The sequence below is a fragment of the Larkinella sp. VNQ87 genome (assembly GCF_049445795.1).
Taxonomy (GTDB): Bacteria; Bacteroidota; Bacteroidia; order Cytophagales; family Spirosomataceae; genus Larkinella.
Genome location: NZ_JBMSDT010000004.1, coordinates 64884 through 78769, shown reverse-complemented (window position 1 = coordinate 78769; position 13886 = coordinate 64884). Strand labels below are relative to the sequence as shown.

Below are 13886 nucleotides of genomic sequence, written 5' to 3'. Positions count from 1 at the left end.
TTCGTTTTGTGCCTTATACTCCCGAAATTTTATTAGCGACGTCCCTTGACAATTTCAAAAGAATTCTGGTGCTTTACAGTGTATTAGTTAAATAGCACACTATAACTATGATAGAACTCGCAAACCTAACCTTTGGCTACTCACCGAAGAAAATCCTGTACCGGGACCTTAGCCTGTTGCTTCAACCGGGCAGCATCTACGGCCTGCTTGGGAAAAACGGCGCCGGTAAATCAAGCCTGCTGCGGCTGATGGCGGGCCTGCTCTACCCAACGGCCGGCACCGTACGGGTTGCCGGTTTTACGCCGGCCCGACGCGAACCGGCTTTTTTGCAAGAACTGTATTTCATTCCGGAGGAGATCTACCTGCCATCGATTTCACTCAACCGCTACATCGACACGATGGGGCCGTTTTACCCGAAATTCAGCGAGTCGCAGTTCCGGAAACACCTCGCCGAGTTCGACGTGCCACCCGACCAGAAACTGACGGCGATGTCGTATGGCCAGAAAAAGAAAGTCATCATCAGCTTCGGACTGGCCACCAACACCCGCATCCTGATCATGGACGAACCGACCAACGGGCTGGATATTCCGTCGAAAAGCCAGTTTCGGAAAGTAGTCTCCTCGGCCCTGGCCGACGACCGGCTGATGCTCATCTCAACCCACCAGGTCCGCGACCTCGACCACCTCATCGATGGCATCATCATTGTCGACGAAAGCGAGATTCTGCTCAACCATAGCCTGGCCTACATCAGCGAGCGGTTGCTGTTCAGCACGCTCAGCACCGTGGCCGAAACCGAGGGGGTACTCTACGCCGAACCTTCGCTGCGCGGGTATTCGGTTGTGATGGAAAACCGGGAACAGGAAGATAGCAAAGTCGACCTGGAACGGCTCTTTAACGCCATCGTCACCAATCGTAGTGGCGTCAAAAACCTATTCCGCTAATGGGTATGCGCACGGTTCCACTCGTTCTTATTTTGCTGACCGCCCTCCTGTTGGGCCAACCCGCTCCGCTGTTGTCGCTTGCCTCCTGTCTATCGTCTTTCCGCTAACCCCATGAGCCAACTCTTTAGTTTTCACCGCTTTAGTCTCTTATTGAAACTACACCTCTCCGAGCACCTGAAGCCTTATCTGCTGGGTGCGGGCGTACTGATGGGCATCTGGTTAGTGATGCTTTTACCGGCAGCCATCAAAGTCTCCACGTTCAGCGAATCCATCTATCGGAACCACGGAACGATGTTCACCTTTATTTTTTGCGGAGCCGGGGCCTGGTTTGCCAGTGAACTGTTCCGGGTGGTCAGTACACCGGTTCGCGGTATTCCGTACCTGACCCTTCCGGCCTCGCAGGTTGAAAAATTTTTAGTCGCTTTTCTGATGCTGGTCCTGTTCGTACCGGTTTTTATTGGGGTTTTCTACTGCATCGAAGGCATTTGTTTTTCGATGATCAACCAGCGCCTGCCGACGGGTAGCCCCCGGTATGAATTGCTGGATTTGTGCAGTGATTACATCAACATGGAGTTCCGGTACTTCTGTTTCATTACGCCGTCATTTTTCCTGGTCGGGTCCATTTACTTCGCGAAGCTGCCATTTGTCAAAACCGCCGTTTTGGCCTTTGTGCTTTTTTTCATCACGCAAATATTCCTGAATGACCTCATCATTCGTCTGTTGTTTCCGGAAAGGCCTCATTACGGTTTTGACTTATTTCAGGCAATTCATTTTGTCGAAAACCGCAGGTCTTACACGGTCAGACTGGCGGGCAGCGCCCAACTCCTGGTCAATACCATCCTGCTGCTTATCTTACCGGCCTTGTGGTACATTGCCTACGTGCGTTTTAAAGAAAAAGAATTGTAAGCATGGATTTTCTGGATCAAAAAGCCATTTACCTCCAAATCGCCGATTTTGTCTGCGAGAAAATCCTGCTCGACCAGTGGCCGCCGGGCGGGCGGATTCCGTCGGTGCGGGACTTGGGCGTGGAACTCGAGGTAAACCCCAATACCGTCGTGCGGACCTACGATTTTTTGCAGCAGAAAAGCATCATTTACAACAAACGCGGCATCGGGTATTTTGCGTCCGACGATGCCCCGGAGCGCATTAAATCACACCGAAGGGAGCAGTTTCTGGAAACCGAGTTACCGCAGTTTTTCCGCAACCTGTACCTGCTCAACATCAGCCTGGACGAAATCGAACAACGCTACAAAGCCTTTTTGGAGGTCGAGTTTAAATAACGGTAGACTGACGCATTCATTTCCAGGTAATTAATTGGCAATAAACCGAAAACAGTATACCGTATACCGAAAAACCGCAAACTCATGAAAACCAGCAATAAACTCCTGATTGCGCTCTTTACCGTCGGGCTGCTGACGCTCATCGGCGCGAACCTGGCCCTGAAGGCCGAACACGACAAAATCGATTTCAATGATCCGTTCTACGGTCTTTCCGTCCGAAACATAAAACCGTTCCGGGTGCTGAAACTGGAGGGAAACAATGCCGGGCTGCTCAGCGTACAAACCGGCCCATCCTCCGAAATCAGACTATCCGATAAGGAAAAAGACCTGTTTACGTTCCGCTCGCAGGGCGACACCCTGCTGGTAAGTTACAAACCGAAAGAAGTTCACTGGCACCCCTATGCCAACATGTATTTCGATGCCCAGCCCGCAGCCATCATCCTGACCCCCACCCTAACCGCCCTTTATACCGATCAGGTAAGCTGTAACCTGAAACGGTTTCAGGCCGACAACCTGACCATCTGGCAGCAACATGGGGGCGTTCTGATCTCAAACAGCGCCATCGGAAATCTAACCGTAACGGATTCCCGGGGTAGCGAACTCCATACCAAACCCGACAACCGCATCGGCCGGGCCACGATTACCTCCCGCGACAGTTCGCTTTTCATCGTCGAACGCGATGTCTTCGGCGCACTCTCTCTGCAAACCGACAGCCTTGCAACGGTAAAAATGCCCGGTAGTTTGTTGGGTAAAATCAAGCCCTGATGAGTGCTTTTTGTCATCCCGATGCCAGGAGGGATCTACAAGCGCCGGGGGAATGTTAGTCTCACCCGAAGATCCTCCTGGCATCGGGATGACAAAAGCCTCTTAAATAAAAGTTTAAACAGCCTTGGTATACGGTTTTCGGTACTCCGCCTTTGAATGCGTCAGCCCACTGAAAACAGAAAACTGTATACCGCATACTGTCACGGCTCCAAAACCGTCCGGCTTTCCGTGACGGTTTTGATTTTTTCTTCCGTGAAGTAGACCGGGAAATACGCGTTCCGGGCCCAGATCGGGAAGAGATCGCGGTAGTGTGGACTGGCCGGGTTGCCGGACTGGCCGGGATTGTTGATCCCCAGCGTTTTATCCCAATCCTGGGTATCGACCAGGATCCGAAAACTGGCCCCGTAGTCCTGGTTCAGGTTATTGCCCGTGCTGTTAACGGTTTCAGCGTAACCACCGCGTGCAAGCGGGCCAATCGAATATTCGGCAGCTTGTTGGGGCGTCATGAGATTGCTCAGCGGATGCACCATCCGGACATGCTTGTAACCGGGTTGCCCATACTGCCACCGTGAACGATCCTCCCCCAGCCGCTCGGTCAGGTCGGCCACGGCATTTGCCAGACTGCTTGACACAACTTCCGACCGTTCAGCAGCGTTCAGTGGGCCTCTCGAACCGGGCTGCAACCACTGAATCAACCGCTCGGTTGCGATTGCATTCATGTATTTCCACGCTTTTTCGGGCACGACCCGCTCGTAGACTTCCGTACGCAACCGGTTTTCCCAGGCCACATACACTGCGGCCGGAACCGAACCCGGCTCAAGGCGATAATCCCAGTGTAGCAATTGCTGCCGTGCCCACTCGACCGATTCGTCCGGTGTCGGCAACTCCTTCAGCAAGGGTACCAGCCGCCGGGCCGGAACCGAAAGATAATCAGCCTGCAACTTTTTAAAATCGCTCAGGGAGTGCCTCGGTTTTTGGGTCAGCACCTCCGCAATGCGGTCGGCACGCGACGGTGAAGCCCATTCCCAGCCAACGGCGTCCCGGTGCAAAAAACCACTCGGAATCAGGTTGTTATTGGCCGTCACCAGAAAGCCTTGCGGTGGATTGGTCCGGTTGGGCAATTGCTCAATGGGCAAAAAACTTTCCCACTCAAACCGTCCATCGCCCGGCACCGGCACGAGCCCCGACCAGTTCCGGCGAATGGGCGAAATCCCGGCTGCCTGCCAGCCAATCGTGCCTGCTAGCCGCCCCGCCCAGACCATATTTTCGCCCGGAATTCGGCTAAACGTACAGGCTTGCCGAAATTCAGACCAGGTTCGGGCCTGATTCATGCGCAAACTAGCCAGATACGGCGCACAGCCGGTTTCGAGCCAGGCCGCCCGCACCGCATAGAGGGTATGATTTTTTCCGTCTTCAAATACCACCGGGCCGTGTCGTGTATACTTCAAAGAAACCGCAACCGGTTTTTGGCCTTTGACTTGGATGGTGTCCGCCAGCGTTCGCAAATTTTCCCAGCGTCCTTTATACCGATATTGATTCGGGTTGGCCGGGTTGGTTTCGTACACGTACAAGTCCTCGGTATCGGTTTCAAAAATGGTCAGGCCCCAAGCCCCGAACGCGTTATGCCCCACGGAAATCCCCGGCAAGGCCGGTTCTCCTGCCCCTACAACATCCCATCCCGGCGTGGATTCGCCCGGCGTGGATTCGCCCCGCGTGGATTCGCCCGGCGCATGAAGATGCACCCAATACCGCAGCGAAGGAACGCTTTGTGCCCGGTGCGGATCATTCGCCAGCATCGGAAAACCGCTCGCAGACCGCTTGCCACTGACCACCCAGTTATTGGAACCCTCCAACGTTTTTTCGCTCATGAACCAGCGGGTAGCTTCCTCTTCGGTGGGACCCAAACCCAGGTCTTTGTCGGAAAACCGGATTGGTAGCCGGAAGGCTTCGTACAAGGCCAGGATGGGCTGAAAAAGTTCGGCTCCGTTGACAGCCAACGTCAAATCAGGTTCGCCGGTTTTTAATGCGGGATGAAACCAGGCTAATTCCCGGACTTTATCCGGACCCATCAAATGAACCAGTCGACCGTAATTTAACTCTTCACGTACGTTTTCCAATAAGCCCTGGTGGCGGCTGACCACTACATCGGGCGTCCAGAAACCGGGCTTTATGTTCAACACCTGAAACTCCACCGGCAGCCGTTCGGGGGTTTGGTTGATGTGTCGAATGTAGGCATTGATGCCGTCCACAAACGCCTGAACGATCTGCGGGCCGTGCGGGTGGTAGTGCTTAAGCTCCTGCTCCAGATTGCCCCGAAACCGGAACAACCGCGTGCCGTGATCGCGTTTGATTTCCCGCGGACCCAGCAGTTCGGCGACAGTACCGGTAGCCTGCCGACGCCAGATTTCAAGTTGAAACAACCGGTCGGAAGCCGCGTTGTAGCCCTGCGCAAAAAACAGATCGTGTTCGTTATGGGCGTAAATATGCGAAACTCCCCAGCGATCCCGCAGGATTTCGACGGACTGTTCCAGGCCGGGAAGTTGAAGCGTTTCGGATGATTGGGTGCAACCCGTCGGGCTCGCTAAGAGCCATCCCAGCAAACATAGATAAGCGGGAAAGCTCCATTTCGTAACATCTATGAATTTCATACGTGGTTTTGCGCAGTGGAAATCACGCACATTCTGCTACAAGTACGCATCCGGTAAATTCCGTACATCCACTCTAAAAAATGAGTCTTCAATCGACCACCTTTGGGGCAGTACCTGATTATTCTGTTCACCCTTAACCAATTACAAGTATGGCAGTTGATTTCAGAACCCGGCGTGTCAATTTCGTGCCGACTACCGGCAGCACCAACACACAAACCAACCAGAAGGTTGTGTTCGACCGTTCCATTCGTCGAGCGGAAGCCGCGTTGAAAAGCTTTAACCTCGGTTACACCGGCGAAGACCACCACGTTTGGCGTCAGGAAATCGAAATCCGAAATGTACGGATTGAAGCAGGCAATGCCGTCTGTTTTGACGTCGATTTCCTGATTCGCGACAGTTCCGGCAACATCGATGATCGGTACAACGGCTGGGTCGACGTACTGGTGATGGCCGAAACAGCCTGATCATTTTCACAAACCGCCGGGTCGGTCCGGCGGTTTGTACTTCTTATTGCTTCAAAAACGCCAGTACCTCCCGCGCAAAGCCTTCCGAACCCGACGTGTTGTTGTGGTTACCCGGTACGGTTTTCAATATCGCTTTGGGCAGCATTTTTGCCAGATCAGCCGCCCGGCCATTGTCTTCATCCTGATCACCGGAAATAATCAACACCGGAATTTTGACCCGGCCGAGTTCTTTCGGGCTGGTTGAGGGCTGGGTCTGCTGCTGAAAACCGAGCGCCAGCGTATCCAGTCCCCGGTTTTTGGCCGAATTTAACGCTCCCTCAAACTCCGGATGCAGGTGCGCCTTCCCACTGAACAACTCTGCAAACGCCCTCCGACGCGCCCAGTTCGGATCGGTAAAATCAGCTCCCATTCTGCCCAAAACTGCCGAATGCAGGTTTTTGTCGAGGACCAGCAACCGAGCCGTAATGATCGATCCGCGCGAATACCCGACAGCGTCGTAGTTTTTCAATCCGAGGTACATCATCAACGCCATGATGTCGCGGGCTTCGGCATCGTTCTGGTAAGCCGCCAGGGAATGTGGTTTGTCGGATAGCCCGTTACCCCGTAAATCGAGCAGCACCACTTGGTAACCTGCATCCAGCAGTGCTTGCCGCAACACCGTCTTCTGCCACGATTGCGTGCTGCCCATAAAACCGTGCACGAGCACAACGGGCTTGCCTATTCCGGCTACCTCGTAATGTATTTTAGTTCCATCGAAGGAGGTAAACAGCGGTTCACGGGTGGTTTGGGCCAACGCAGTACCTGCCAGGATTAGAAACGCAAGAATTGCTTTCACGAGTTCGGGATGATTACGGTAGGTAAAGTACGAAAAAAACCTTTCGACCTGGCGGAGGTTATATACGTACCCACGGACTTCAGTCCGTGTGAGTTGGTATTAACACTGGGCTAGTGTAAACTCATAAACACGGACTAAGGTCCGTGGGTACGTACAGCTATGAAAAACGTGTTATGGGCAGAAGACCCCGACCTGATGGGTTCGCGGGTGCTGCGGATGGACCCCGTCATCTTTACGAACCAGAGCGGTGCCGCAATGGAAGATGGCGATGATGAATTGGAAGAAACAGCGGACCGGAACGAACTCTACGATGAACCGCTGGACGAAGACGGCGACCCGACCGGGGAGCATGATCACCATTACGACGATAATTACGCCCTCGGTGGCAAAGTAGCCCGGGGTGGTAGTGGAACCTAAACGAAGAAACGATGGAATCGTATAATCCGGCCAAAGACGAAAATCAGGGCGTGGCTTCAACTTTTGCCCGCAACAGTGAAGACCTTGGTGAAGAACGGGAACCAGAACTGAGTTCCTCCGGAACCCTCCCCGACCCGGACCCAGACCCCATGCAATCGACGCTTTACCGGGAGCCGGAAAACGACACCGAAACCGAATTAGACTGAGTTAAGAATTAAGAGTTAAGAATTAAGAGTTGCTCTGCCTCAATGGAATAGAATGCGTCAGCCAACTCTTAACTCTTAACTCTTAACTCTTAACTCCTCCTATTCCCACTCGATGGTGGCGGGGGGCTTGGAGGAAATGTCGTAGACGACGCGATTAACGCCTTTGACACGGTTGATGATTTCGTTGGAAATATCGGCCAGGAACTCATACGGCAGATGTGCCCAGTCGGCAGTCATACCATCAACGCTCGTCACGGCGCGTAGGGCAACAACCCGTTCGTAGGTCCGTTCGTCGCCCATCACCCCTACCGACTGAATCGGCAGCAGAATGGCTCCGGCCTGCCAGACCTGATCGTACAACCCGTATTTTTTCAGGCCGTTGATGTACAACGCATCCACTTCCTGGAGAATATGCACTTTTTCGGGGGTAATATCGCCCAGGATCCGGATCGCCAGACCGGGGCCGGGGAACGGGTGACGTTTCAGAATGGCATCCGGTAAACCAAGCGTTTTGCCCACCGCCCGAACTTCGTCTTTGAAGAGCGTATTCAGCGGTTCTACCACTTTTAGCTTCATGAAATCGGGTAAACCGCCCACGTTGTGGTGCGATTTGATGGTCGCCGACGGTCCTTTCACCGATACCGACTCGATCACGTCCGGGTAAATCGTTCCCTGACCCAGCCAGTCTACATCTTCAATCAGGTGTGATTCCTGGTCGAAAACATCAATAAATGTCTTGCCGATGGCTTTGCGTTTCGCTTCCGGATCGGTCAGACCGGCCAGCGCGGTGTAGAACTGCTCTTTGGCATCGACACCTTTGATATTTAATCCGAGATGCTGGTAGGATTCGAGCACATTTTCGAACTCATCTTTCCGCAGCAAACCGTTGTCTACGAAAATGCAGTACAAATTCTGGCCAATGGCCCGGTGAACCAGCGTAGCCGCTACCGACGAATCGACCCCGCCCGACAACGCCATCACCACCTTATCGTTGCCCAGTTTCTGTTTCAGATCGGCGATCGTGGATTCGACAAACGACTCGGCGGTCCAGTCCTGTGAGCAGCCGCAAATATCGACCACGAAGTTTCTCAGGAGTGTTTTGCCCTGGGTCGAGTGAGTCACTTCCGGGTGAAACTGGATTCCGTACGTCGGTTCGTTTTCCACCTGAAAAGCCGCTACGCGCACGCTTTCGGTCGAGGCAATGATCTGAAAATTATCGGGTACGGAGGTGATGGTATCCGCGTGCGACATCCAGACCTGCGTATTGACATCCAGCCCTTTCAGCAGTTCGTTATCGGTGTTGAGGGTACTTAGTTTCGCGCGCCCGTATTCGCGAATGGCCGATGGTTTGACTTCGCCCCCACTGGTGTGCGCCATCAGTTGAGCGCCGTAACAAACGCCCAGGATTGGTAACTTATGCCGAAAAGCGGCCAGGTGCACCATCGGCGCGTCCTCGTCCCGAACCGAGCACGGACTGCCGGACAGAATGACACCTTTTACGTCGTGGTTGATGGTTGGAAGATGGTTGTAAGGATGAATCTCGCAGTAGACATTGAGTTCGCGTACCCGGCGGGCGATGAGTTGGGTGTATTGCGAACCGAAATCGAGGATCAGTATTTGTTCGGTTGTCATGGTACGTTTCTAAAACACAAAATTAGGGTGTTTTTACCAACCGGACAACTGATCGGATACAATCCCCACCGGTATTCTCCATTTTCACATCAAAACCGTCTGATCGCACCAGGATTTACCGGCTCAACAACACTTTTCGAACGGCCCTCCGCTCCCCGACCTGGACCGAAACCAGAATCGCCTGCGTGCTCGTTACCGGAATGTCGATCAGTTCTTCGTGCAGTTTGCCGGTTCCTGGGACGGTTTTGTGCCAGATCAGCCGCCCGGTCTGGTCGACGAGCTGGAAGGTGGCGGCCTGCAGGACCGGAATGAGTACCCGGACGAAGAGCCGTCCCTGCGATGGATTGGGATACACGGTCACCGACAGCGTTTCCAGCGGAGGAGTCGACAGAATGGGGGGTTCGGGTTTGGCGCAGGTCAGGTTTTTCGGACTGCCCGGCAAGACATAGTCCGTTCCCTTGACCTGCACCGCAATAACCTGATTCTGACCGTTTTTCAGAGAAGCCGGGAAGGCAAAGTTGAAGCCCCGGTTTCCGGCACCCTCGCGGGGGTCATCGGCTTTCAGGGAATCTATGACCAGATTGTTCGCCAGCAGTTCCACCGTCACCGGCTTGTCGGGATAGCCTTTGTTATACGCCCAGCCCTGAATGGATGCACAACTGACGCTTTCGAGGTTGCCCTCGTAGACGTTCAGGGGCGGTTCCGGGTCGGTAGGAGCTGCGCCAATGGCTACGTTATGAAACGTGAATGCCCGCATTCCCCGCCGGTTTTTCAGGAATGGCCCGCCGAACGGTTTTTCCGACCGGTCGGGCAGATACGTGATGGTTTTGGCCGCAATCGGTTTGCTCAGTTTCAGAATAACCCGGTTTCCGTCGGCCTGGCCGCTCGCAATCACCCGTTCCTGTTGAACGTGGGCGTAGTCAAAGTAAATATAGTCCCGGATGTCGCGCGTTTGCCCATCGACCACTGTATCCTGTTTCCAGACCATGCGAGCACCCGGTTCAAATTCCAGCACAACCTCATCCTGCGCCTTGGTACGGTAGTACACTTTCTGAATGGCTGGCGAAGAAACTCCCTCGGTATCTTTTTCCTGGTAGAAATCACGGGCAACCATTCGGAATAATTCGTAGGCAAACTGGACCTGCCCGGGCGGGCCGTAATGAACGCCATCGTATGAAGGCAGCCCAACAGTGGCGATGGCGTCGGTTTTCGGGAAAATCTGGGGCGTCCGGCGCTGAAAATCCCGCAGTTCGGCGGCCCGTTGATTGACATCGGGTAGCAGGTTTACCTGGGCGATGTAGTACTTCTGAATAGTCGGAAAATCAGTTTGCCAGTTGGTGTACAACAGCCTAATGTCTTCTTCGTAGCCCACGGCCGAACCGCCCCCGGCTTCGTTTTCGCCCTGCCGCCAGACGAAGGCTTTCACCTGATCGACCACCCCAGCCTTGCGGGCCCAATACAGTAGCCTTCCGTATAACGTGCCGGGATCGGCCGGATTGGCCAGATTCCGGAAAATATGGCTTTTGATTGAGGTACCCCCAACGGCTCCGTTAATCACGCAGGTGGGCATACCATAATTTTCGAGAATCAGGCGCTGAAACTCGGTTGCGATCCGGCCCACCTGCCCTTCCTGCACATTGGAGATGTGCCAGGCCGAATCGAGCTGATCGGATGCACTATTGCCAAACGTCCGCAGAAAATCATTCCGGTAGAAATAGTCCGTGGGGTAATAACCGGTCAGGTTGGATTGCCCATTGAACAGAAAAACATCCCCACAAACAATGTTGTCTCGCGAATCGACCAGCACCGAATCCGTATTGTTGATGGCATAAACCGCAAACTTGTAGGTATTCAACCCGGCTTCGATGGAAGTATTGAACGCAAACCGGGATTGATTTCCAGTTTTTTCAACTGCTGTCCGCTGGTATTTCCAGCGTACTCCATTTTTGAACACAAGCACCGATGCGTGCGAATAAGCAGTGGATTGCAGAAGACCGGCAATGGGCACTTCAGCCTTGTTCTGGTCGTCGCGGGGATAGAGCTGCAAAGCAGAAGGCCACTTTTGCCACTGAACCGTAACCTGAGTTCGCCCGAGCAAGGGGCACAGCGTGAGTAATACCCACCCTAAAAGCGTATAGCATTTAATCATACACACGTTTCCAACGGATGCGTCTTTATTTCGTCAACAAGTTAAGGAAAAATGTGCCTATGAAAACCGGGTAAATCGCATGATAATCGGCAAAACAGCGCATTAATCCGGGTAAATCAGGTACTTTTTTCGTTTCGTCTTATACTCGCTCAGTCCAGGCTCCCAGGTTTTGCGGATAGCGGCTTCGTTCAGACCGGCTTTGAGTTGCAGCGGCAATTGGTCGTTTCCGTACAATTTGTAGATGTAGTTGGTCGCCAGAAAAAACTTGTCCTTGTCAACGGCTTTGTTGTAGAAATCAATCAGGTATTTCAACGATAGTCCCTGCCTGCTTGCATCAATGCCTGACAAATCCAGCCCATAGCATACCTTACCTTCCTGGGGAGGGTTCATTGCGCCCGGTTTATCGACCGGCGTGAATTGATAGGATCCGAACTTGGGATTATCCGGCCCACCGATCACCTGAAACTGCTTATCGGTACCACGCCCGACGCTGACGATAGTCCCTTCGAACAGGCAGAGCGTTGGATACAGCAGAATAGCCTGCTGGTTAGGTAGGTTGGGTGAGGGCGCCACCGGTAACGTATAAGGCAATTGGTGGGTGTAATTTTTCACCGGCACAACCGTCAGCGGGCAGAGCAGTTCTGTCGTTGTGTTTGCCGGCTTTTCGAGCCACTTTTCGCCGTTGATCATCCGGGCCAGTTCGCCCACGGTCAGGCCATGCAGAATCGGGACCGGGTGCATTCCGACAAACGACCGGAATTTCGGATTCAGAACCGGACCGTCGACGTAGCGACCGTTGGGATTGGGCCGATCCAGCACAATAAACGGTTTTTTGTATTCGGCACAGGCCTCCATCGCGTAGTGCATGGTACTGATGTAGGTATAAAACCGGGTTCCAACATCCTGGATATCGAACACCAGCACATCCAACGAATCCAGTTGTGCCTTCGTCGGTTTGCGGTTGGCGCCGTATAAGGATATGATCGGCACCCCGCTGCGCGGATCGCGGCCATTGGCGATCGTTTCGCCATCGGTGGCCTGGCCTCGAAAACCGTGTTCGGGTGCGAAGATGGTTTTGATCTTCACGCCTTTTGACAGCAGCGTGTCAACCAGGTGCGTTTTGCCAATCACGGAGGTATGATTCACAATCATTCCAACTCGTTTGCCAAGCAGTTCAGGCAGGTAAAGATGCATCTGCTCGGCCCCGGTCCGGATGCTTTCGGACGATGCCGCTGCATCGGTTTTCTGGTCGGTTTGTCCTGAGCAGCTTAGGGGCAACCCCAATACCGTCAGCAGGGCAGTCAGGATGAGCAATTTCCCGGTTGGGAGCATAGTTACGATTCGTTTATGCTGGAAGCTGATTTTCAAAACAAAAACATCAGTCGCTTGAAGGGCTTACACAACTGCTTGGCTAAAAATATCCCCAAAGGTAATATTCTCCCTTAAATCCTGCGTATGAGGAGTGTATATAAGCGGTTAAATAGTGCCAGTTTCCAGGTTGTTACACAGGGTTAATCAGAGGGAATCAAAGAAACTTTGATGAACTCTGATTAACCCTGTGTAACAACCTTATAAACACTTTATGCTGAGCCCCCCGCTTAACTACTCACATTTCGTAGCGAAAAACCGGTTTGCAGGATTGCATTCAGCCCGCTGACCTGGTCGGCCCGGGGGGCGTTATCCAGGAGGGCTTCGCTGGTCTGGATGAGGGACTGGGCCATTGGATATATGTCGCCCAGCAGGATTTGTTTCGCCTTGTTCCGCTCCTGCCGAACGGTTTTCAGATTGGTTTGTGTGGATTCCAGCGCTTTTCTGGTTTTTCTCAATTCAAATTCCGTAGACACCCACCTGCCCAGAGCCTTCAACGACATCAACTGATTTTCGGTCAGGGTGCGGGGGCGCTTGTCGATGACGCACAACGAGCCCAGCGCATTTCCATCCGGTGTGACTAAGGGAACACCCGCGTAAAAAACGACATACGGATCGCCGGTGGTTAGCGGATTATCATGAAACCGTTCATCCTGCCGGGCATCAGGTACCACAAAAATCTCTTCGGGTTTCAGAATTGCATGGGCACAAAACGAGTATTCCCGGGGTGTTTGGTCTGCCTTCAGCCCCTGTTTGGCCTTGAACCACTGTCGGTCTTTATCCACCAGACTGACGAGTGAAATAGGTGTCCGACAGATTTCTGACGCCAGCCGGGTAATATCGTCGAAGACCGGTTCAGGTAGGGTATCGAGTAAATTGTATGCTTCAAGGGCCTGCAAGCGGGTAGCTTCATTGGAAGGTAAGGGAGCCTGTTTCATGAACTTTTGTAATCAATAAAACCTGATGATTGCTTCTCGTGTGAGTTTGGTCCGTCCGTTATTCCGAACCAGTAACAAGTTACACAAAATTTATGCCTGCAATATCTAAACATTTCACGCGGTACACGGACGAGTAATTAGGCAGTCCCGCACCCATCTGTTACTTTTATACGGTTTTTTATCGAAAACCGTCACCGCTTTCGCTTGTTTTCCGTTTATAAGGGTGAACCGGTTTTCTAAAAA

General features: G+C 53.0%; 13 protein-coding genes. 7 read left to right on the top strand and 6 right to left on the bottom strand.

Annotation, left to right across the window (positions count from 1 at the left end; translation table 11 throughout):
• The first annotated feature begins 107 nt into the window (after positions 1–107).
• From ACO2Q8_RS07695 to ACO2Q8_RS07680, 4 genes are all read left to right on the top strand, one after another.
• On the top strand, positions 108–941 hold the full coding sequence (locus ACO2Q8_RS07695; RefSeq protein WP_423344205.1) for an ATP-binding cassette domain-containing protein: 834 nt from the start codon (positions 108–110) through the stop codon (positions 939–941).
• A 111-nt stretch (positions 942–1052) separates the two neighbouring features.
• Positions 1053–1847, top strand: coding sequence for a hypothetical protein (locus tag ACO2Q8_RS07690; RefSeq protein ID WP_423344204.1), 795 nt, complete (start codon positions 1053–1055; stop codon positions 1845–1847).
• A 2-nt stretch (positions 1848–1849) separates the two neighbouring features.
• Entirely contained in the window at positions 1850–2221 is a 372-nt protein-coding gene (locus tag ACO2Q8_RS07685; protein ID WP_423344203.1) for a GntR family transcriptional regulator, read from the top strand.
• 84 nt (positions 2222–2305) lie between these two features.
• The gene (locus ACO2Q8_RS07680) at positions 2306–2986 is read left to right on the top strand and encodes a hypothetical protein (RefSeq protein ID WP_423344202.1); all 681 of its coding nucleotides are present in this window, start codon (positions 2306–2308) and stop codon (positions 2984–2986) included.
• 200 nt (positions 2987–3186) lie between these two features.
• Here the strand turns inward: ACO2Q8_RS07680 and ACO2Q8_RS07675 are convergent, their stop codons facing one another.
• A complete protein-coding gene (locus ACO2Q8_RS07675) occupies positions 3187–5634 on the bottom strand; it encodes a penicillin acylase family protein (protein ID WP_423344201.1) in 2448 nt (815 codons plus the stop codon).
• Between the two features lie 149 nt (positions 5635–5783).
• On the opposite strand from ACO2Q8_RS07675, the gene ACO2Q8_RS07670 reads away from it, so the two are divergent.
• Complete coding sequence (locus tag ACO2Q8_RS07670; RefSeq protein ID WP_423344200.1) at positions 5784–6098, top strand: hypothetical protein; 315 nt, start codon at positions 5784–5786, stop codon at positions 6096–6098.
• 43 nt (positions 6099–6141) lie between these two features.
• On the opposite strand, the gene ACO2Q8_RS07665 is transcribed toward ACO2Q8_RS07670, so the two are convergent.
• The gene (locus tag ACO2Q8_RS07665; protein WP_423344199.1) at positions 6142–6933 is read right to left on the bottom strand and encodes an alpha/beta fold hydrolase; all 792 of its coding nucleotides are present in this window, start codon (positions 6931–6933) and stop codon (positions 6142–6144) included.
• Positions 6934–7092: 159 nt separating this feature from the next.
• Between ACO2Q8_RS07665 and ACO2Q8_RS07660 the strand changes: the two genes are divergently transcribed.
• Entirely contained in the window at positions 7093–7350 is a 258-nt protein-coding gene (locus tag ACO2Q8_RS07660) for a hypothetical protein (protein WP_423344198.1), read from the top strand.
• 11 nt (positions 7351–7361) lie between these two features.
• Positions 7362–7556, top strand: coding sequence for a hypothetical protein (locus ACO2Q8_RS07655; protein WP_423344197.1), 195 nt, complete (start codon positions 7362–7364; stop codon positions 7554–7556).
• A gap of 99 nt (positions 7557–7655) precedes the next feature.
• Here the strand turns inward: ACO2Q8_RS07655 and guaA are convergent, their stop codons facing one another.
• The 4 genes from guaA to ACO2Q8_RS07635 form a co-directional block, all read right to left on the bottom strand.
• The gene (gene guaA, locus ACO2Q8_RS07650) at positions 7656–9188 is read right to left on the bottom strand and encodes a glutamine-hydrolyzing GMP synthase (RefSeq protein ID WP_423344196.1); all 1533 of its coding nucleotides are present in this window, start codon (positions 9186–9188) and stop codon (positions 7656–7658) included.
• A gap of 115 nt (positions 9189–9303) precedes the next feature.
• Positions 9304–11337 carry a sialate O-acetylesterase gene (locus ACO2Q8_RS07645; protein ID WP_423344195.1) on the bottom strand — a complete coding sequence of 678 codons (2034 nt, stop codon included), beginning with the start codon at positions 11335–11337 and terminating at the stop codon, positions 9304–9306.
• 102 nt (positions 11338–11439) lie between these two features.
• Positions 11440–12669, bottom strand: coding sequence for an exo-beta-N-acetylmuramidase NamZ family protein (locus ACO2Q8_RS07640; protein WP_423344194.1), 1230 nt, complete (start codon positions 12667–12669; stop codon positions 11440–11442).
• A 266-nt stretch (positions 12670–12935) separates the two neighbouring features.
• Positions 12936–13643 (bottom strand): GAF domain-containing protein, encoded by a 708-nt coding sequence (locus tag ACO2Q8_RS07635; protein WP_423344193.1) that lies wholly within the window; start codon positions 13641–13643, stop codon positions 12936–12938.
• Between the last annotated feature and the right edge of the window lie 243 nt (positions 13644–13886).

What these genes read in the sequence shown, in the direction of transcription:
- ACO2Q8_RS07680 (WP_423344202.1), top strand. Translation starts at nt 2,306, where the DNA reads ATGAAAACCAGCAATAAACTCCTGATTGCGCTCTTTACCGTCGGGCTG.
- ACO2Q8_RS07645 (WP_423344195.1), bottom strand. Translation starts at nt 11,337, where the DNA reads ATGATTAAATGCTATACGCTTTTAGGGTGGGTATTACTCACGCTGTGC.
- ACO2Q8_RS07660 (WP_423344198.1), top strand. Translation starts at nt 7,093, where the DNA reads ATGAAAAACGTGTTATGGGCAGAAGACCCCGACCTGATGGGTTCGCGG.
- ACO2Q8_RS07635 (WP_423344193.1), bottom strand. Translation starts at nt 13,643, where the DNA reads ATGAAACAGGCTCCCTTACCTTCCAATGAAGCTACCCGCTTGCAGGCC.
- ACO2Q8_RS07685 (WP_423344203.1), top strand. Translation starts at nt 1,850, where the DNA reads ATGGATTTTCTGGATCAAAAAGCCATTTACCTCCAAATCGCCGATTTT.
- ACO2Q8_RS07675 (WP_423344201.1), bottom strand. Translation starts at nt 5,634, where the DNA reads ATGAAATTCATAGATGTTACGAAATGGAGCTTTCCCGCTTATCTATGT.
- ACO2Q8_RS07670 (WP_423344200.1), top strand. Translation starts at nt 5,784, where the DNA reads ATGGCAGTTGATTTCAGAACCCGGCGTGTCAATTTCGTGCCGACTACC.
- ACO2Q8_RS07690 (WP_423344204.1), top strand. Translation starts at nt 1,053, where the DNA reads ATGAGCCAACTCTTTAGTTTTCACCGCTTTAGTCTCTTATTGAAACTA.
- ACO2Q8_RS07695 (WP_423344205.1), top strand. Translation starts at nt 108, where the DNA reads ATGATAGAACTCGCAAACCTAACCTTTGGCTACTCACCGAAGAAAATC.
- ACO2Q8_RS07655 (WP_423344197.1), top strand. Translation starts at nt 7,362, where the DNA reads ATGGAATCGTATAATCCGGCCAAAGACGAAAATCAGGGCGTGGCTTCA.
- guaA (WP_423344196.1), bottom strand. Translation starts at nt 9,188, where the DNA reads ATGACAACCGAACAAATACTGATCCTCGATTTCGGTTCGCAATACACC.
- ACO2Q8_RS07640 (WP_423344194.1), bottom strand. Translation starts at nt 12,669, where the DNA reads ATGCTCCCAACCGGGAAATTGCTCATCCTGACTGCCCTGCTGACGGTA.